This is a genomic window from Winogradskyella undariae, from assembly GCF_013285155.1.
Taxonomy (GTDB): domain Bacteria; phylum Bacteroidota; class Bacteroidia; order Flavobacteriales; family Flavobacteriaceae; genus Winogradskyella; species Winogradskyella undariae.
The window spans coordinates 77,033-97,402 of sequence record NZ_JABTEL010000007.1 but is presented as its reverse complement, the minus strand read 5'-3'; the positions used below and the strand labels follow the sequence as shown (position 1 = coordinate 97,402).

The following is a 20,370-nucleotide window of genomic DNA, read 5'->3' as shown; positions in this document are numbered from 1 at the left end:
TTTCCTTCTCCAATAATTAAAACTTCGCATTTAGACTAAAACTAACCGATTTTACGGTTGGGTAATTTCCAAAATCAAATCCTCTTACTGTATTACTTGAAGTATTATTATCTCCAGAAGCTCCGTAGTAATTAACCTCAGGATCTAAACCAGAATAATCAGTAATAGTTAATAAATTTTGTGCACTAACAGTAAATCTTAGATTTGATAAACCTAATTTCTCAATCATATCTGAAGAAAAAGAATAGCCTATTGCTATATTTTTTAATCTAATATAACTACCATCTTCCACAAAACGAGATGAAATTTCTCTAGAACTATTGTTACCTACTCTAGGTTGATTTGTATTTGTGTTTTCTGGTGTCCAAGCATTATTATAATATTCATACGTTGTATTAGAATCACCATTATTTAACTGCACATTAGTCATATTAAAAATATCTCCACCTTGAGATCCTTGAAAAAAGATATTTAAATCAAAGTTTTTATACGTAAAGCTATTTGTAATTCCCCAAGTATAATCTGGGTTAGGGTTACCAATAATTTTTCTGTCATCATTAGTAACATCACCATTACCATCTAAATCTAAAAACAATGGATCACCAGCTACACCATCTGGTAAAGTAGCTGTACCTGTTGGCACTGCACCACCTTGGTATACACCTGCATATTCATAACCATAAAATAGCCCAACTTCTTCACCTTCTCTTAATATATAATTGTTATCTACACTAAAGTAACTTGGAGCACCATCACCAAAATAATCAGCACCAAATATTAATTTCTCTACTGTGTTCTTATTTCTAGAGAAAACTAAATCTGTAGTCCAACTAAAATCGTCTGTAATAATGTTTCTTGTATTTACAGAAAATTCAAACCCTGTGTTATTAATTTCACCAACATTTGTAATTATTTCATCATTATAGTTACCAAAATACCAAGGGATACTGTTATCAAACATAAGTACATCTTTAGTATCAATATTATAATAATCAAAAGACATTGACACTTTACTATTAAATAAAGCTACATCAAGACCAAAGTTTGATTGGTAAGATGATTCCCATTTTAAATTTGGATTAGCATTTTGGTATGGTGTAATTGCTGGTACAGTTAATCCATTACTAGAAGCATATATACTCGCTAAACTTGCTAACGACTCGTAAGCACCAATAGAAGGGTTACCGGTAACACCATAACTAGCTCTTAATTTTAAGCTAGAAATATTATCGTAATTTTTCATAAAATCTTCATTAGAAACTTTCCAACCTAATGCTGCTGATGGAAAAATGGCATATTTTTCATTCTCAGCGAAATTAGAAGCACCATCACGTCTTACAGTAGCAGTTAATAAATATTTGTCATCATAATCATAATTAACCCTACCGAATTGAGATTGAATTTCTGTTTCATTTACATAAATGTCTCCAGAACCACCATTTAATAAATTAGTTGCAGTCCATAAACCATAGTAAGAAAAAGAGTCTGAAATGGTTCCAGTACCTTCGCTATAAAATCCTTTATTAGTTGTTTTTTGATAAGAATAACCTGCTAATAATGTTAATTCTCCTTTTCCTATTTCTTTTTTATACGTCAAGTAATTTTCACTTAATAGAGATTCAGTTTTATCTTCTGTCATAATAGCTCTTCCATCAGTACCTCCACCAGCTGTAACTTCTAAAGTTCTTGGCATATATATTCCTCTAAATGTATTTTGACTACTTAAACCAAAAGTCGTTTTAAATGTAAGACCTTCAATAATGTCATAATTAGCATAAAAATTAGCTCTAAAATTATCTATCTCTGTATCATCATCTCTTTGTGTAGCAACTGCATAAGGATTATCTACTTTATCTCCTATTTTATCGTTTGTAGAAAAAGTACCGTCAGGATTATATACGCCTTTATCTGGAGCAAAACGCATTGCTAAAGAAACAACATCATCACCACCAACAGTAACAGAACCATCAGACTGAGTAGTTACACCACTCTTTTTACTAGAGCCTCCCGTTAAATTAAGTCCTACCTTTAATTTATCTGTTAATTGCGCATCTATATTAGATAAGAGAGACACCCTTTCGTAACCAGAGTTAACTATTATACCATCTTGTTGAAAATAAGTACCAGAAGCATAAAAGTTTATTTTATCAGAACCTCCTGAAAAGGAAATTTGATGATTTGCAGTATTACCTGATCTGTAGATTAAATCTTGCCAATCCGTATCATAATCTCCTTGAACATAAGGTGTAGATGGATCTCCTGTTGTTAAAGCAACATTTTCTCTTACCTGATTTTGATAATCTGCAAAATCATTTGCATTTAATAAATCTAATCTATTAGCTGTACTTTGAACCGCATAAGTAGAGTTTATTTCTATTACCATTTTACCACTTCTACCTTTTTTAGTTGTTACTAAAACAACACCATTAGATCCACGAGAACCATAAATAGCCGTTGCAGAAGCATCTTTTAAAACCTGTAATGATTCAATATCTCCAGCTTGAGGCATATTTGCACCTACAAACCCATCTACCACAATAAGTGGGTCACTACTCGCATTGATTGAAGTATTACCTCTAATATTTATCTTAATAGGAGCTCCTGGCTCACCACCATTATTAGATTGTACAACAACACCTGCTGCACGTCCTTGTAGTGCCTGCTCAGCATCTAACACAGGAAAAGCAGTTAACTCATCTGCTTTTACAGAAGACACAGAACCTGTAACATCACTTTTTCTACGAGCACCATAACCAACAACAACAATTTCGCTAAGTTGGCTAGAGTCTTCAATTAATGTAATATCTATCACTGCTTTATTACCTACAGTTACTTCTTTGGGAGTAAAACCGATGTAACTAAATATTAATATAGCGCTAGAATTCTGAACTTCAATAGTATAATTACCATCAAAATCTGTAGTTGCCCCAGTAGCTGTTCCTTTTACTAGAATATTTGCTCCTGGAAGAGGTCGTCCATCAGGTTGACTTATAACAGTACCTGTAACTGTTTGCTGAGCATTCAATGCTAAGCCAAATAAAATAAATACCAAAAGAGGCATCAATTTCATTTTAAAAAATTTGAGTTGTTTTTGCATAAGATAAGTTTTTGTTAATTGTTGTTTAAAAATTTTTATCTCATAATATTCTATCGATTATGTTAGAGACAATAGAATATAAATTCAATAAAAAATTGGTTTACCAGATTGGTATACCAAATATAGTTAAAATCCTGTTAACTAAAACGTTTTCGTAATTTATCTATAAAAAAAATAGACAAAAACCACAAGAACACAATAATCTAAAAGACTGATCATTACAAATTAAAATATTAATTTATTTTAAAATTTTTAAGAAAAAACGCCATATTTAGGCCGTTTAGGAATCATTTATTTTAACATTTTAAGCAAAATAAACGCAGATTTATACTTGAAAAGTTAATTATTTAATTGAAATTAATATAAATGATAAATCGATAAAATTAAGGACCAAAAACAAACATATACTAATCTATTAACAGATTTAATAGACTGTTATATGAAAGTTCTTTTATCTCATCTAGAGAAAGATTCTCTTTTATATTTAATAATTCAATAGGAATAGAATTGTATGCATAATCTGACTTATGCTTATCTTCTTTTGAAATCACTATAATACCATCAGTAGACCCATCATTTAAACTTTTGATGTAATCCATTTCATTGGAAGGTGAGTTAAAAGATTGAAATAATAAAATCCTATAACCAAAGTCTTCTGCCGATTTTTGAACATGGCAAAGTGCTTGGTTATAGGATTTTTTAGTCACCTCTGGTAAAACCACAGCAATTGTAGCATGTGATTTTTTAACTCTTAATGCAACAGCAAAATTATTGGGCACATAATTCAATTCTTTAGCAATGGCTTGAATAGATTTACGTGTTGTTTTACTAACATCTATCTTATTATTTAGAGCTTTTGATACCGTTGAAACGGAGAAGCCTGAAATAATAGAGAGTTCCTTAATGGTCACTATTGAAGGTTTTAACTACGTAGTGATTTAATAATTTCTAAAGCATTTTTAGTATCTGATTCAATTTTAGCTAAATCATAGTTACCATCAGCATTTTTAGCGATCAATTGAGATCCCATACCAACACAAGTAACACCTGCCTTAAACCATCCTTCTAAATTTTCTCTAGTTGGCGCAACACCTCCTGTAGGCATAACACTAGTCCAAGGTTGAGGGCCTTTTATTGCTTTAACAAAACCAGGACCGTAAATTCCCCCTGGAAATAATTTAACAACCTCACAACCTAATTCTTCAGCTCTACAGATCTCTGTTAAAGATCCACAACCTGGAGACCAAGCTACTTTACGTCTATTACAAACAATAGCAATATCTTCTCTTAAAACTGGTGTTACAATAAAGTTAGCACCTAAAGCCATAAAACGAGAAGCAGAAGCTGCATCTGTAACAGATCCGACACCCATAATCATTCCTGGTAATTCCTTAAGAACCCATTTATTAAGCTCTCCAAAAACTTCGTGAGCAAAATCACCTCTTGCAGTAAATTCTAATAAACGTGCACCACCATCATAAGTAGCTTTGATTACTTTTTTACCGATTTCTAAATCTGCGTTATAGAATAAAGGAACCATTCCGGTTTCTTTCATAACATTTGCGACTTCTATTCTTGTATAATTTGCCATAACTTATCTTGCTACACGTCCAGAGGCATCACCTCCCATTAATTTTTCTACTTCAGAAACTGTTACTAAGTTAGCATCACCTTTAATTGTATGTTTTAAACATGAAGCTGCTACTGCAAAGTCTAATGCATTTTGATCGTCTTCAGGATATTTTAATAATCCATAAATTAATCCTCCCATAAATGAATCACCTCCACCTACTCTATCAACGATATCTGTAATTTGATACTGACGCGTTTCGAACATTTTAGTACCATCGTATAAAACTCCAGCCCAAGTATTATGTGATGCAGATATAGAACCTCTTAAAGTTGTAATAACTTTTTTAGCTCTTGGGAATTTTGCCATCATTTGTTTACAAACTGATAAAAATGCTTCAGCTTTTACATCGTGTCCATTTTTATGAACGTCTAAACCTTCTGGATGAATACCAAAATGCTTTTCTGCATCTTCTTCATTTCCTAAAACAACATCACAGTAAGAGGTTAATTCTGTCATTACTTTTTCTCTATGTGCATCATCACAATATGTCCAAAGTTTAGCTCTATAATTTAAATCTGTTGAGATTGTAACCCCCATTTCGCTAGCTACTTTTACAGCTTCTAAACATGCATCTGCTGCACCTTGAGAAATTGCAGGAGTGATCCCAGTCCAATGAAACCAAGCAACATCTTTAAACGCTGCTTTCCAATCCACCATTCCTGGTTCAATTTCAGAAATTGCAGAATGTGCTCTATCATAAACAACTTTACTACCTCTACTTACAGCTCCTGTTTCTAAGAAATAAATCCCTAAACGATCTCCACCATAAACAATTTTATCTACACCAACACCTCTTTTACGCATCTCCATCATTGCACATTCTCCAATATCATTTTTTGGTAAACGCGTAACAAAGTCTACTGGCACACCGTAGTTGGCTAATGATACTGCTACGTTAGATTCTCCTCCACCGTAAACAACATCAAAAGTTGATGCTTGTGAAAACCTTAAAAATTGTTGAGGAGCTAATCTTAGCATAATCTCTCCAAAAGTGACTACTTTTTTCATTCTAAATATTCGTTTAATTAGTTATAATTTGTTGTTTTGCTTAAACGTTTAACCTTTATTTTTAAAAATAAATCAAAACAGTATGATTTTGATTTTTATAGTTAAAAGCACTACTTTTGCTTAAACGTTTAAGCAAATATATAAAAACTAGGTGAATAAAAAAAGAACAACAATAAAAGACATCGCAAACGTGCTAAATATTTCACCTGCAGCAGTTTCTAAAGCTCTACATGATGACTCGCGTATCAGCGTAAAAACAAAAGCAGCTGTTAAACGTGTTGCTAAAGAATTAAACTACCAACCTAATCATCTAGCGAGTGCATTAAGGAAAGGAAAAAGTAATTTAGTGGGTGTTGTAGTACCAAAAACAAATAGTAATTTCTTTTCATCGGTAGTTGAACAAATGGAAGCCGTACTTAATAAAGCTGGCTATAATATTATCATTACACAGTCTAACGAATCTTTTGAAAAGGAATGTAAAAATATAGACACATTACTGTACACTCAAGTAGATGGGATCATTGCTTCAATGGCTAATGAAACTGTTGATTTATCTTATTACGAAAAAATAAAAGCCAATGGTATCCCATTAATATTATTTGATCGTGGGGAAAATGATCTGAATGTAGATTATGTTGGTATAGACGATTACAACAGTAGCCATGTTATTGTAGAACATTTAATTTCTAAAGGCTGTAAACGTATTGCTCATATTGGAGGTTACAGAAGAACTCGAATTTTTAATAATAGAATTAAAGGTTATGTTGATGCTATTTCAAAGAATAACCTTCCCATAGATGATAGCTTAATTATTGAGAGTTCGCTAAGTCTTGAAGATGGAAGGCGAGAAATGGAACATCTACTTCAACTGGAAGACAAGCCAGATGCTGTATATGTGGCAAGTGATTACGCTGCCTTAGGTGCTTTACAGGTTTTAAACGAAAAAGAAATAAAAGTTCCAGAAGAAATTCGTTTAATAGGCTTTGGAAATGAACCTTTTACATCTTTAGTCACCCCTTCAATTTCTAGTATTGATCAGCATAGTAGAGATATTGGAAGAATTGCAGCAGAGACTTTTCTAAAACGTGTTAAAGAACCAAAAGTAAAACAGAGCTTAAATAAAATAATCCTTGATGCCGAATTGATCATTAGGGATTCTTCTAAATAAAAAAAGCGTTATTGTATGTCTACAATAACGCTTTTTAATGATATAATGTTTTGCTTAGATACCTAAAGCTTGTCCACCACCAATTTGGATTGTTTCTGCAGTTACAAAAGAAGCATCTTCACTTGCTAAGAATGAAACAACTCCTGCAACATCTTCAGGTTGACCTAATCTTCCTAACATAATGTTATTAGCCCATGAAGCAAAAACCTCTGGTTTAGTTGCTTTAATTTGAGCATGGAAAGGCGTATCAATTGTACCTGGTGATACAGCGTTAACTCTAATTCCATATTCAGCTAAATCTTTTGCTAATGCTCTAGTAATTGCATGAACACCTGCTTTAGACGTCCCGTAAATACCAGCACCTGGTCCACCCGCAGTCCAACCAGCGTTAGATGTATAATTAATTATAGATGGGTGTGCTCCTTTTTTTAAGAAAGGTATTGCTGCTCTTGAAGCAAAAAATACAGAATCTAAATTAAGTGCCATAACAAATCTATAGAAATCAGTAGTCATTTCTTCAAATCTTGAACGACCACCTAAACCACCTGCATTGTTTACAAGTACATCAATTCTTCCGTATTTCTCACCAATTGCAGTAATGTTTGCAGTTACTTCTTCTTCTTTAGTAACATCGAATCCCATGTACTCAGCTGTTACACCTTCTGCTGTCAATTCTTTTACTCTTTCAGCACCTACTTCATCTTCAATACCATTTAAAACAACAGTATAACCATCTTTTCCTAATCTTTTTGCTACTTCGAAACCGATACCTCCTGTAGCACCAGTAACTACTGCTACTTTTCCTTCGTTTTTGCTCATTTTATTTATAATTTATAATTTATAATTATTATATATTTTTTAAATTAATCAATCCGTTCAATTTTACCTACTGTCAAGTAAATTGAAATTAATGATAATGGTACTAAAGCTCCTAGTAAACCAAATAATAATGGCCAGCTAGTAATATATCCTGCGAAAAGAATAGCTAAAATTGTACCTAATACTGCTGCTGCACCACCTAAACCGGCTAAAGAACCAACAGACTTACCACCATGTAAATCACTTGGTAATGTTTGAATATTAGTCATCATAAATTGGAAACCTCCAAGTACAAAAGCCATTAAAACAACTGCTAAAACAGCATTTGGCACTAATACAGATGCTATAATTGCTGGGATCACAATTGCGCCACCCAATAACATTGCTGTCTTTCTTGCTTTATCTACAGTTGCTCCTTTTCTTATTAAGAATCCAGAGTACCAACCACCAGCAATACTACCAATCATTGCTCCTACATAAGGAATCCATGCTGAGAATGCTAATTCTTTAATATTTAAACCAAATTCTTCTACTAAATACATTGGTAAAAATGTTACAAACATCCACCAAATTGGATCTAAGAAAAAACGACCTAAAATAACTGAGTAATTCTTTTTATTAGATAATAATTGTCCCCAAGTTTTACCTACTTCATTAGTTACTTTAGATTCTGGTTGACCGCTTAATATATATTCTCTTTCTTCTTCTGTAATCCAACTGTGTTCTTTAGGACCTTTTTTATTGATAATTAACCAAGGAATTAACCATAGGATTCCAAGACCACCGACAACAACAAAAGTCATTTTCCAACCAATGCTCATATACAACATTAGGATTATTATTGGAGCAAGTATAGATCCGATTGATGCAGCTGCACCAAAAAGTCCTTGTGCAAATGCACGTTCTTTTTGTGGAAACCACTCAGCATTACTTTTAGTAGCACCTGGCCAAGGACCAGCTTCACCAAGACCTAACATCATTCTAAATCCGGTTAATGAAACTTTACCTCTAGCTAAAGATGTTAGAGCATCTGCTGTACCCCAAATTAATACCGAAACAACAAAACCTTTACGCGTCCCTATTTTATCATATAATTTACCAGAAAACAGTTGGCTAAAACCATAAGCAATCATAAAGAAAATTGTAATAATCCCTAATTGATCTTTTGCTTGTTTTGAAGCCTCTTCTGCACTTACGTCGCTATCTACGATACCTAACTCATAAGCCATACCTTGACGGTTAACTACAATTGTAGGATCTTCTTTTTTAAAAGTAATATGATCTGCTCTTTGAATAATTTCTTCTCCTCGCTTTGAAATTAACCTATAGGTATTATCTTCAGCTAAATATTGAGCTTGATTTTCTTCTAAACTAACATTTATCTCATCAACTAAGTCATATTCTATGTTAGCGACCCACATATAGTTTAAAGTACCTCTATCGAGATAATTTATAATGGTAATAAGCATAATTAAGCCTATAATTACCCACCTTAATCCTTTTACTTTCATATTTGTTGTTTATTTAATTTATATGTTATAACAATAATGATATAGCTCACTAAAGTGATCTTTCATTTTTTGTTTTGCTAATTGTGGATTTTGTTGCTCAATGGCATCATAAATAGCCTGATGCTCTTCTATACCCAATAAAGCTCTACTTTTACCACAAACATGATGTTTTTCAAAGTTTGTAATAATCTCTGGTGTTATCATTAACATAAACGTATTAATGGTAGCATTTCCGCACGCTTTAGCAACAGCTAAATGAAACAGAAGATCTTCTTCAACTGCATTTTCACCACGGGTTACTTTTTCTGCATAAGCCGTTAAAGCAGATTTCATATTGTCTAAATCAGCTTTAGTTCTCCTCATAGAAGCTAGCCTAGCTGTCTTTAACTCTAGGAGAATTCTTGTTTCAACTAAGCCTTTAAAATCTTGTTCTTCAAGCCTTAAAATATCTTCAATCATTCCATTCATCGCTGTAACTCCTATATTGGCTACAAAAGTTCCACTTTGAGGTTTTGAAGCTAACAAGCCATAGAGTTCTAATTTCTGAATAGCATCTCTTACAATTCCTCTTGATACGCCAAATTTCTCGGACAATGTTCGCTCAGAAGGTAACTTATCTCCTGGTTCTAAATTTTTCATGTTGATTAACTCTCCAATACTAGAGATAATCTCATTTAAAACTTTTGTATTTTCCGATTTTGTAGGGGTATCTAATTTCATATAATTTGTAATAAAGGATGAGTTTTTCAGCCCAAAAATAAGGCAGCTATAATTTCACCTGTGAATTATTATGGTAAAAATATGTTAATAAAAGACTATTCTAAAGCTTCAATCTCGAACGAATCTATGTAAGCTTCATCTGCATCATTGAAAAAGAATATTGCTAGAGATGTGTTTCCTCCAGAATTAAATGTTAACTCCCCACTAACCATAGTTCCTACTCCTGCTACATCTTCGGTATAAGTAATTATACCCACTGTATTAGCTTCTAGCTCATCTATAGATTCCATAGGCTGAACCATCGCAACACTTATGCTTCCATTTTCAGTATCTATCTGATCTCTAAATGCATATTTAAAACTTAATTTATAGAATTTATTAGGTGTAAACTCACCAATTAATTGATACCCCACTCTGTCGCCTTCTTTTGGTAATTTTGCACCATAAGAACCTTCATGATAATTATTTGATGATGTTATTTGAAGTACACCTCCAAGATCAGAGTTTCTCCATGGATCTCTACTATCAATCTCTACAGGTGCATCTCCTGAATCTCCATTATCAAAACCTGCTTCAAGAATTTCAGGTACTAAAGTAGTTGGAATTTCAGGCTCTATGACCTCAATTTGTTCTGAATATGTACTTAAAACACCTAGATTATCTGTAGCAGTTAGTGTAATTGTATAAGTACCTTCTGCAGGGTATGTGTTAGTACCATCTGCACCATCATCATCTGTAAAAGTGTTCCCATCTCCATAATCCCAGAAATAACTTGTTGCATTTGTCGATTCGTTTGCAAAAGTATAAGTCAAATAATTGTCTTCATTAACTGAAGCTGAAAAGACAGCTGTAGGAGGTGTTAAGTCTTCTTGAGAATTAGCATCAGGTAAATCAAAGGCTAATGAATCTATTGAAGGATCACAGGCTACTAAACTAGCGCATGTTACAAGTAATGAAACAGCCATTAGTTTATGTGAAATATATTTATTTAATCTGTTAATATTTTTCATTTTTTAATGTTTTAAATTAATATTCTAATAACCTGGATTTTGACTCATTAACCCATCACTTAAATTCACTTCATTTTGAGGCATAGGTAATAATAAATCAGTAGATGTAAATCCAAATCCATAAAGGTTTGAATACGCAGACAATACTGATTGTGCTTTACCTAAACGAATTAAATCGAATAGTCTATGATTTTCAAAAGCTAATTCTACACGTCTTTCCATTAATAAATCGTCTAAAGTTATATTTGTAACAACATCAGTTAAACCTGCTCTATCTCTAACTTGTTGAAAAGATGCTAATGCTGCCGCTGAACTAGTTTCATTTCCATCAGCCATTATAGCTTCTACATGTAATAATAAAATATCTGCATAACGTAAAACGATCCAATCATTACCTGCTAATTCAGGATTACCATCAAAATCAGGTGTAGGCGTATCACCTCCATTATCCCCATCAGGGAAATATTTAGCACACTGATATCTTACAGAAGTTAAGTGAACAGGATCTTGTCTGAAAGAATTCTGTACTCTGATATCACCTCCAAATTCATTTAAATCATCTACTAAATCATAAGTTGCATAATTTAAACCACTTGAAACACCAACTCCATTCATCCATTGTGCTGAAAAGGTCTGACTGTCGTTAATAGATTCGAAACCTATTGAAAAAAGAACTTCTTGATTATCTAATTCTGTATAAAACACATCATTAAAATCAATTAACTGATACACTCCACTATTAATAATTTCTTCACATAATAATTGTGCTTGAAGATATTCTGGCTCGTCTAACGTAAGGTATACCTTAGCTAATAATCCTTGTGCTGCTCCTTTTGAAGCTCTAGTTCTGTAAGTATTATCTAAACCTTCTGTTGCTGTAATTAAATCTGAAACAATTAAATCATAAACTAATTCTGTATCAATTCTAGTAAATTGAACATTCTTTTCTTCTGGACTTAATACATGATCAACTAAAGGAATATCACCAAATAATCTTACTAAGTTGAAATAAGCATAAGCTCTAATAAATTTTGCTTCTGCTTCTATTGCAGTAGTATCATCATCAACATTTACTAAATTTTCTAAGACTACGTTAGCTCTGAAAATAACTTCATAAAAACTAGCATAATAATTTAGAACAAGACCATTAGTTGGTAACACGTTGAAAGCTTCAAATTGTCCAGAGTCAGCAAAATCATCTGGATCTGCAATTTTAGTTGATGTGTTTCCACTTCTCATCTCCGTTACATAAAACTCATATTGCACACCATGATTTTCATCCTTGGCGTAATTTCCTGCACCTTGTATAGCATCATAAGCTCCAATCAAAGCGGTTTCTAACTCTGCTACAGTTGTATAATAATTTTCTGATGTAATTGCAGAACTCGGTTCTGGCTCTAGAAAATCGTTACACGATGTTGCTAAAACTCCTATTAAAAGGACAATTATATATTTTTTAAATTTCATAATATATTGTATTAAGTAATTAAAATTTTATTAAAAATCTACATCTAATCCAAAAGATATAGTTCTATATATTGGTGATCCTCCTCTTTGGTATCCGTATTGTGTAGGACTTGTTTTATCTAAAGCTTCTGGGTTCCAACCTGTATAATTATCTGCTGTCTTATACATTAAATTCTGACCTGTTGCATATACTCTAAGTTTAGTAAAACCTAGATCTTTTAACACCTCTTCAGGGAAGCTATACCCTATGTTTACATTTCTTAACGCAATGTATGATGCATCTTGTATTATACTATTTGTAAAATATTTATCAACTAAGAATTCAGTTTCATAACCTGCAGCTATAGCTTCATCACTTAATGTTCTATTGTTATTATGACTAAACATATAATGATCACCAATGTTACGTACTTCTGCACCATGAGATCCTTGGAACATGAATGAAAAATCAAAGTTTCCGATTTTAAAATCATTTGTAAAACTCCAAATTAACTCTGGATAAGGATTTCCTAAAATCGTTTTATCTTCATCATCTAAAACACCATCTCCATTTAAATCTTTTACTTGAACCATTCCAAATTCAGCTCCAACATGTCTGTAAGGTCTGTCTCTGAATTCTATTGGCACTTCTGACTCTACAACATATCCGTAAAAAGAAGATATTGGCTGCCCTTCTTGATTAATCCATTCTGCTGGTCTAGTAGAATCTATACTCGTTATTTGTCCGTTTGAATCAGCAAAATCAACTAAAGTATTTTCGTTTGTTGTTGCAATAACGGTTGATTGCCAAGAGAAGTTTCTTTTATTAATATTTCTTGTTCTTATTTCGAACTCAAAACCTTGATTTTTTACTTCACCTAAGTTAACTAAAGCACTATTAAAACCTGTTGTAACAGACACTGGGTTATTTAGTAACAATTGATCACTTGTTCTTTGATACCAATCTACAGAACCTGTAATTTTATTATTTAAAAATCCAAAATCGATACCTGGATTTATCTCAACCAAACGTTCCCATTTTAAGTCAGGATTTGCAATATTTAAAGGAGAATAACCTGTAGATAAAGTACCATCTGAAACGTAAGACGTTAAATCTAATAAAGATAAATGCGGATAATAATCTTGTAAAACATTATCTGAACTTAATACAGAACTACTACCTTGAGCATCTGGATTAACACTTCCTGTATTTAAACGATCATTACCTGTAACACCGTAACTCCCTCTTAATTTAAGAGTTGAAACAATATCACTATCTCGTAAGAAGTTCTCTTTAGCAATATTCCAACCTACAGATGCAGCCGCAAAATTACCGTATTTAAAATCTGATCCAAAAATAGAACTACCATCACGACGGAAACTAAATGATGCTAAATACTTATCATCATAAGCATAAGTTAATCTTGAAATGTATGAAATTCCTCTTTTTTGCCACTCCATACCAAATGTTTCTGCAGCAACAATATTAGTAGCTCCTGAAATTTGTTGAACAATATCATTTTCATAACCTATCCCTTTAACCGTTGAGAAAAAATAATCTCTTGTTTCTATAGAGTTTCCTAAAGTGATCCCTAATTCATGTTTTCCAAAACTTGTATTATAATTGATGAAATTATCAAAAATATAATATTGTTCTTTTTGATTTGTTTCAACCATATAAGCATCGGTAGTTTGCTCTCTAGCTAATGTTCCTAAATAATCTGTTCTTTTAGTATCTTGTAAAGATCCAGATAAAGTTGTTGTGAAATTTAAACCTTTAGCAATTTTATATTTACCATTAAAACTACCAAACATTTTGAATTTTTTATCCATTCTGCTTCTTTCAGTAACTCTTGCATATGGATTTTGGTTTGTACTATTACCAAGGTTCTCAAGAACTTCGTCATACACGCCATCATTATTAAAATCAAATATTGTAAAGTGGTTTTGTCTAGCATAATCACCTACTTGTAAAGGAAACGCATTAGTATCTACCATCTGCAATGTTTCCTCTGTGTGATATATTGGCAACCAAGGTTGGTGTCTCGCTACATTATGAATAGATTCAGAAAATCGATCTCTTACAGTATAAGAAGGACTTAAATTAACTCCAATAGAGAGTTTATCATTCACCTGATTGTCAACTTTTAATCTTGCTCCAAATTTTTCATAATTATCATTTAACAATACCCCTTCATCATTAGCATAATTTAAACTTGCTGAATATTTTGTTTCTTTATTTCCTCCTCTAAATGAAAGTGCGTGACTTGTAATAGTTCCACCATCAAAAAACACATCTTGCCAAGCACGATCCGTACCTGTTTGCAATTGTGCTTGTGTGTATATTGAAACCTCACCATTAGTATCCATTTGTTGTTGTGCCCACTCGTTTGTTGTAGTACCGTAAGCTTCACTTTTTCTAGCCTCTTTAAAACCTGTATAAGTACTGTAAGTAATTTTTGTTTTACCCTCAATACCAGATTTCATAGTAATCATTATAATACCATTAGAACCTTTTGAACCATAAATTGATGCAGAAGCAGCATCTTTTAGAATTTCAAAAGACTCAACATCATTCATATTTAATGATCCTAAAAAGTCAGAATCTACAATAACACCATCCACAACAATTAAAGGAGTAGAATCACCTGCCATAGAACCTACACCACGAATTGTAATTGTAGGAGCGGCACCGGCTTCACCATCTGTTGCTTGTATATTAACACCTGATACCTGACCAATTAATGCATCATCTACTCTAGATACAGCAATTTGCCCTAAATCATCATTTACGACTTTAGATATAGAACCTGTAGTATGACTTTTCTTTTGTGTACCATAACCAATAACCACTATTTCATCTAACGCACTTGCATCTTCAGCTAAAGATATATTAATAGTAGTCTGTCCGTTTACAGTTACAAGTTGTGTCCCAAAACCAAGATAAGAAAATTGTAATACATCTCCTTTCTTAGCATTAATTTGGTAATAACCATCAAAATCAGTTGTGGTCCCCGTGGTCGTTTCTAAAATAACGATGTTAACACCCGGAACAGGCATACCATCTGTTGTAGAAATCACTTGACCTTTAATAGACATTGTTTCTTGTGCGCTTAACGAAAAACACATTAAAACAAAAATAATCAAGGTTGATTTAATTTTTAATTTCATAATGAATTGTTCTTTTTTTTAGAGTTATTTAGTTTTTTTTCTTGGAACACTATACACTTAAAATTCCTCATTATACAACATACAATAAAGGGGTATTTTGTTTCAAAAACATGTAAAAAAAATTGGTTAACCAGATTGGTTAACCAAATATATGTAAAAAATTGTGTTATCACAATGTTTTCATAAAATAATCTATGTTAAACTAAGATTTAACATAGATTATTTATTTTATAAGTATAAACTTCATTTAATTAAAATAATAAGCACCAGTCCATTGGTAGTTTTTACCATTTACATCTAATGCATGTTTTGTTTCTTTTGAAGCATCTAAATTTGATAAAATCAACACTTTAGTTTCTCTTAATACAGTTTTCAGTTCTAATACGGTGTAGTTATCATTATCTAATAAAACAGTTATAGAGTTAAATTTACTATAAGCATTATCCGCCGTCTCAACTACCGAGTTATAAACTCCATGAGACTCAATAACAGAAGCAAAAACAGTTGATTTTGTATTTTCTTTTCTTAAAATAAGCACAGGATCTCGACGTAAATTAAACTCAGGATCATTAGCACCAGACCTAGCCAAAATAGCCTTATCTTTTACATTAGTAGCTGAAGTGATACTATAGAACAAGTTATTATTAAGCCATGTAAACTGAATCTGTTCTGACTCAACCACATTTTCTGCTTCTTTCCAAAGGTGTTGATAACCATTTTTAGCCCCTAATGGCACTAAGCTTTTTGGTGCTTCAGTTTTAAAACTTGTTGAAACTATTTGACCAAAATAGTAATACGGTAGATCGTACTGATTTTCTTTATCTGATTTCACTTTAAAAACATCAATAATATAAGGTTTTGCCTCGGTCTCATCCTTAACCATAACCATCGTACGATGAAAACTAGTCCCCGGATAAGCATTGTGTTCTTTAGCACTCATGATTTGAACATCTGGATTAGAGACATCAAAAAGATAACGTTCAGAATGGTTAGCACTTCCAACTTTAAAATCATAATCAAAGTGAGATGTCTCATTTTGAATTACTGTATTGTGAGCAATTGTATGTTTGGCAAATGTTTTATTTTCCTTTAAATATCCACCTCCATTTTTTTGTTCAACATTAACAAAACGAGACAGTCCGTAATCTTGTAGTACCTCATCACCATTTTCGTATAATGAAAAAGACAATTTATCATAATGACCATGACTTAAGCCTTGGCCTGTGTATTTCATTACAAGTCCAATTGTACTAGCTTCATTATTGTATCTTAAAATACCAACGGCACCTTCATCTCCATTTCTACCATCTGTCAGCTCCATTGATTTTTTTATAAATGGCTCTTCCAATCCATCTCTTAAACCAATTGAAACCGATAAACCTGTAGCATCTAATTGTACTTTATTTTGAGATTTAGCAACTGATAGTAATTCTTGTTTCTTACCTCCATAGAAATAGGCGATATCAACAGCTGAAACTAATGATGGTGTATAATAAGACATTCCTTTTTGACCATCATTTAGTGGAAAAAATTCACCATCTGCATCTGTAAGATTTAATAAAGCATCAACCGCTTTCAATAAAACCCCGTCTTTATATTCAAAAATCTTTAATTCTGGTTTTTTATTATGAAGGGCTTCTGCAAAAATCATAAATGGATACATAGCATAGCGCTGATAATATGGCCCTTCTGTATAGAATCCGTCTGGAGAAAATGGACTATCTAAGTTTGCAAAAAATCCAGATTTACCATCTTTATCTTTTATTAAACCTCCATCATCATCTAACTCATTAGGATCAATATTATTTTCTTTTAAACCATACAAAGCTCTTTCTAACAGCTCATCATCATCCATTACTAAACCAATCATCCCAACAGCTACATTTCCCCAAGTACTGTGATTATGAACTCTATTAAAAAACTTAGGTGTATCTACAGAAAGAAAATCTGCATACGGTCTAAATAATGTTTTATTTAAATAATCTGTTTGCTCAGCAGGTAACCAATCGTAAATACAATCGTATGCCTGACTTGTATAAACTAACCAATTAGAATCATTAAGACATTGCCAGAAAAATTTACCCCTAGAATATGAACGCTCTTGTGGGTGACGCCCTAATGTAGGATACAATTCTGCGTAAGCCAATAACATATCTCTTACATAAATAGCATATTTCTCATCTCCAAGCAACTGAAATAAGACTCCAGCTTTTTGCATATTACTATAGTTAGCTTTGTGTTGTGTATGCGTATAACCACCTGCCATATCTTTTGGAATTGGCACATCGATGCCTTCTCCTATAGCTAAATCTACTTCCTCTTTTACTAGAGCTAAAGTTTCATCGAAAACAGGAACAGAACCGAGTTGTGATTTTATTTCTAAAACGCTTTCTTGCGTTAAAATTAAATTAGGGTGACTAGCGGTAGTATCACTAGAATTGGACAATATTGTTGAATTTGTTTCTTCTTTACAGGATATTAAAACCAGTAAAAAGAAGGGAATTATTTTGGCGATTGTTCTCATTTTGTTGTTTAGCGTTTATTAGTTAGAGAGTATTGTTTATTTTATCATGTACCCACAAAATATTTCACAATTTTGGTTTTATGGTCTTTATTTATGCTTACAGTAATTTCTTTTTCACTTAAAGGGATAATGCTAAGATCATTTTCATTTTGGATCCAAACATCTAAATAATTTTCAAATTGAATAGTTGTTCCTTTATATTTTAACTGTTTAACATTAAAAAATATTGAGGTATTATCGTTAGTTAAAGATACCGCGTTATCACCTTCAATTTCCCATTTTGAATCGTTTAATTTCCACCCCTTTAAATTCTTAACTTCAGAAGTTTCATCTACACGAGCATCGTAAGTTTTGAACGGAAACAATACTGTTATAAATTGAAAATTAGTTTGATTTTTTTTAGAAGCAATAGACCACGCTTTGCCACGTGTTCCTTCTGTTTTTATAGTGTCTATAGTCTGTAATTGAAAGAGGTCTAAACCTGATCCATTTTGAAAAGTAGAACGCAATAAATTTGGAGTATTTTCTAAACTATAATGCCCTTGCCAAACTTGTTTGTAATTGTGCTTTTCTTTAGATGAAAAATTATCTTTTACAATCCAAAAATCATTATCTACATTAATGACTTGTCTACTGTATTTTACACCAACATTTTCAAAACCATCATGGCTTCCTATAAAAACATCTAAATTTTCACGAGCTTCAAAGGCAATGACTTTTGGAGTTGGTAACTTTTTAAACTTCCCAAAACCACTTCCTCCTTTATTTGATTTATAATCTTTACCCTGTAATTGATCATCTACTAAAGCTACATTTTTAGTCATAGAATTCTTAAACAATTCTAAATCGGGTAAAGAATAACGCACTTGATAGTTAGGCAAAATCACATTGTTATCGGCCATGGCTTGCACACCAAGTATATCTCCATGCTGATGGTCTGGCTTGTTTTTATCTAAACCCGCTGAAATAACGAGCATTTTATCATTAGAACTCCAACCTTCTCTCATTATATAATACCCCGTATCATTAAATGACAAAGATTTATATTGAGGTAGAATATCTTGTTTGTTTTTTAGTTTTAATAACTGTGCTTCACTTGCATTCCAATAAAACTTAGGGCTTAATTTATTACTAGCAAAATACCCTATTTCAGGATTTTCGAATAACAAATACCCTAAAGCCATTGTACCAGAAATATCATTTTTTTCAGCCCAAGGTGCATCGGTATCATCTGATAACACAGGTGCTGATTTATCTGGAAAAGCAACTTTAGCTAGCGTAGAAAACAACGATTCTAATTTAGCTTCCCAAATTTTATCTATTTTTAGATTACTTTTTTGAGCCAGTTGATACACGTAGAAATAATTACCAATATCACTCATATGATAATGTATTGTGCGCTCAAATTGAAAACCATCTTCATTAATTTCCTTATCTAAGTGCTCACCCAATAACTTCATAGAATGATTATACCATTCATCTGCTCCATTAAAATCTTTTAATAATATTGATAGCATTGCCAAAGCAGACAATCCTCTTGTTTGATGATTCCCTGATTTAAATTCTTTATTATGTTCATACATATGCTGTGCATGTTGTAATAAAGTCGCTATTGTTGTTAATTGCTCTTCATCTGAATATTCCGCTTGACCTAAGAATAAATTATGCAAATGCAACCAATTCAATATTCTATATCCAGATCGAAAGGCTTCAAAAACACCATTACCATCCTTAATCGTTTCATATTTATTTTCAGAAAAAGCAGTATTTAGAGAAGCTAATTGATTGGTGAAATAATTAAGATACTCAACATCTTTATTATTGTAGAAATAATAGTACCCAATATCTACCATTTTATGCTGCCTAGCTAAATGACGTACCGCATAAGCATTTACAGGTGTTCCGTTTTGGTAGTTAAAAGGCAATTTCCATTGTACTTCTGCAGGAAATTTAGTTAAATGATCTTCAGCTCTTTCTGAATGATAAGCTTTAGATTCAGGATATAATTTAGTATAATCTTCTACCCTATCCTCAACAGCTTGCCAATCAAAAAAGTAACGTTCAGAAAATTTTTCTCTAAAATATAAGGCGAGTCTTGTTTCTGATATTTCACCATTGACTTGAATACTCTTTTTAGCTGAATTAGTTAAATAATCACCTAATTCATCATGAGAAATCACCTTATCTGATGGTATGTTTTGCGCTACAGCTATTGTAGCGCAAAACAAAAAATATATCAAAAAGACTCTAAAGTGGCTCATAT

The 20,370-nt window shown here is 32.3% G+C and carries 13 protein-coding genes; 1 reads left to right on the top strand and 12 read right to left on the bottom strand.

The features are described 5' to 3' along the window. Window positions 1–16: 16 nt before the first annotated feature. The 4 genes from HSX10_RS11110 to HSX10_RS11095 all read right to left on the bottom strand — a co-directional run bounded on the left by HSX10_RS11110 (window position 17) and on the right by HSX10_RS11095 (window position 5,738). Window positions 17–3,097 carry a SusC/RagA family TonB-linked outer membrane protein gene (locus tag HSX10_RS11110; protein ID WP_254453230.1) on the bottom strand — a complete coding sequence of 1,027 codons (3,081 nt, stop codon included), beginning with the start codon at window positions 3,095–3,097 and terminating at the stop codon, window positions 17–19. Window positions 3,098–3,504: 407 nt separating this feature from the next. After that, complete coding sequence (locus tag HSX10_RS11105) at window positions 3,505–4,008, bottom strand: LacI family DNA-binding transcriptional regulator (RefSeq protein WP_173588297.1); 504 nt, start codon at window positions 4,006–4,008, stop codon at window positions 3,505–3,507. Window positions 4,009–4,019: 11 nt separating this feature from the next. Then, window positions 4,020–4,688: a bifunctional 4-hydroxy-2-oxoglutarate aldolase/2-dehydro-3-deoxy-phosphogluconate aldolase gene (locus HSX10_RS11100; RefSeq protein ID WP_173588296.1), complete on the bottom strand. Its 669-nt coding sequence runs from the start codon at window positions 4,686–4,688 to the stop codon at window positions 4,020–4,022. Window positions 4,689–4,691: 3 nt separating this feature from the next. Next, a complete protein-coding gene (locus tag HSX10_RS11095) occupies window positions 4,692–5,738 on the bottom strand; it encodes a sugar kinase (protein ID WP_173588295.1) in 1,047 nt (348 codons plus the stop codon). A gap of 151 nt (window positions 5,739–5,889) precedes the next feature. Here HSX10_RS11095 and HSX10_RS11090 point away from each other — a divergent pair, with 151 nt between their 5' ends. After that, window positions 5,890–6,906 (top strand): LacI family DNA-binding transcriptional regulator, encoded by a 1,017-nt coding sequence (locus HSX10_RS11090; protein ID WP_173588294.1) that lies wholly within the window; start codon window positions 5,890–5,892, stop codon window positions 6,904–6,906. A gap of 54 nt (window positions 6,907–6,960) precedes the next feature. Here the strand turns inward: HSX10_RS11090 and HSX10_RS11085 are convergent, their stop codons facing one another. From HSX10_RS11085 to HSX10_RS11050, 8 genes are all read right to left on the bottom strand, one after another. Then, window positions 6,961–7,725 carry an SDR family NAD(P)-dependent oxidoreductase gene (locus tag HSX10_RS11085; protein WP_173588293.1) on the bottom strand — a complete coding sequence of 255 codons (765 nt, stop codon included), beginning with the start codon at window positions 7,723–7,725 and terminating at the stop codon, window positions 6,961–6,963. A gap of 44 nt (window positions 7,726–7,769) precedes the next feature. Further along, window positions 7,770–9,236: an MFS transporter gene (locus HSX10_RS11080; RefSeq protein ID WP_173588292.1), complete on the bottom strand. Its 1,467-nt coding sequence runs from the start codon at window positions 9,234–9,236 to the stop codon at window positions 7,770–7,772. Between the two features lie 18 nt (window positions 9,237–9,254). Next, the gene (locus tag HSX10_RS11075; RefSeq protein ID WP_173588291.1) at window positions 9,255–9,956 is read right to left on the bottom strand and encodes a FadR/GntR family transcriptional regulator; all 702 of its coding nucleotides are present in this window, start codon (window positions 9,954–9,956) and stop codon (window positions 9,255–9,257) included. A 95-nt stretch (window positions 9,957–10,051) separates the two neighbouring features. Beyond that, a complete protein-coding gene (locus HSX10_RS11070; RefSeq protein ID WP_173588290.1) occupies window positions 10,052–10,966 on the bottom strand; it encodes a PKD domain-containing protein in 915 nt (304 codons plus the stop codon). Between the two features lie 24 nt (window positions 10,967–10,990). Further along, a complete protein-coding gene (locus HSX10_RS11065) occupies window positions 10,991–12,433 on the bottom strand; it encodes a RagB/SusD family nutrient uptake outer membrane protein (RefSeq protein WP_173588289.1) in 1,443 nt (480 codons plus the stop codon). A gap of 30 nt (window positions 12,434–12,463) precedes the next feature. After that, window positions 12,464–15,583: a SusC/RagA family TonB-linked outer membrane protein gene (locus HSX10_RS11060; protein ID WP_173588288.1), complete on the bottom strand. Its 3,120-nt coding sequence runs from the start codon at window positions 15,581–15,583 to the stop codon at window positions 12,464–12,466. 247 nt (window positions 15,584–15,830) lie between these two features. Then, the gene (locus HSX10_RS11055; protein WP_173588287.1) at window positions 15,831–18,107 is read right to left on the bottom strand and encodes an alginate lyase family protein; all 2,277 of its coding nucleotides are present in this window, start codon (window positions 18,105–18,107) and stop codon (window positions 15,831–15,833) included. Between the two features lie 44 nt (window positions 18,108–18,151). Then, window positions 18,152–20,368 (bottom strand): heparinase II/III family protein, encoded by a 2,217-nt coding sequence (locus HSX10_RS11050; protein ID WP_173588286.1) that lies wholly within the window; start codon window positions 20,366–20,368, stop codon window positions 18,152–18,154. Window positions 20,369–20,370: the final 2 nt, after the last annotated feature.

Excerpts from the sequence above, each read along its gene's own strand:
- HSX10_RS11110 (WP_254453230.1), bottom strand. The coding sequence starts at position 3,097 with ATGCAAAAACAACTCAAATTTTTTAAAATGAAATTGATGCCTCTTTTG.
- HSX10_RS11100 (WP_173588296.1), bottom strand. The coding sequence starts at position 4,688 with ATGGCAAATTATACAAGAATAGAAGTCGCAAATGTTATGAAAGAAACC.
- HSX10_RS11095 (WP_173588295.1), bottom strand. The coding sequence starts at position 5,738 with ATGAAAAAAGTAGTCACTTTTGGAGAGATTATGCTAAGATTAGCTCCT.
- HSX10_RS11085 (WP_173588293.1), bottom strand. The coding sequence starts at position 7,725 with ATGAGCAAAAACGAAGGAAAAGTAGCAGTAGTTACTGGTGCTACAGGA.
- HSX10_RS11080 (WP_173588292.1), bottom strand. The coding sequence starts at position 9,236 with ATGAAAGTAAAAGGATTAAGGTGGGTAATTATAGGCTTAATTATGCTT.
- HSX10_RS11075 (WP_173588291.1), bottom strand. The coding sequence starts at position 9,956 with ATGAAATTAGATACCCCTACAAAATCGGAAAATACAAAAGTTTTAAAT.
- HSX10_RS11070 (WP_173588290.1), bottom strand. The coding sequence starts at position 10,966 with ATGAAAAATATTAACAGATTAAATAAATATATTTCACATAAACTAATG.
- HSX10_RS11065 (WP_173588289.1), bottom strand. The coding sequence starts at position 12,433 with ATGAAATTTAAAAAATATATAATTGTCCTTTTAATAGGAGTTTTAGCA.
- HSX10_RS11060 (WP_173588288.1), bottom strand. The coding sequence starts at position 15,583 with ATGAAATTAAAAATTAAATCAACCTTGATTATTTTTGTTTTAATGTGT.
- HSX10_RS11055 (WP_173588287.1), bottom strand. The coding sequence starts at position 18,107 with ATGAGAACAATCGCCAAAATAATTCCCTTCTTTTTACTGGTTTTAATA.
- HSX10_RS11050 (WP_173588286.1), bottom strand. The coding sequence starts at position 20,368 with ATGAGCCACTTTAGAGTCTTTTTGATATATTTTTTGTTTTGCGCTACA.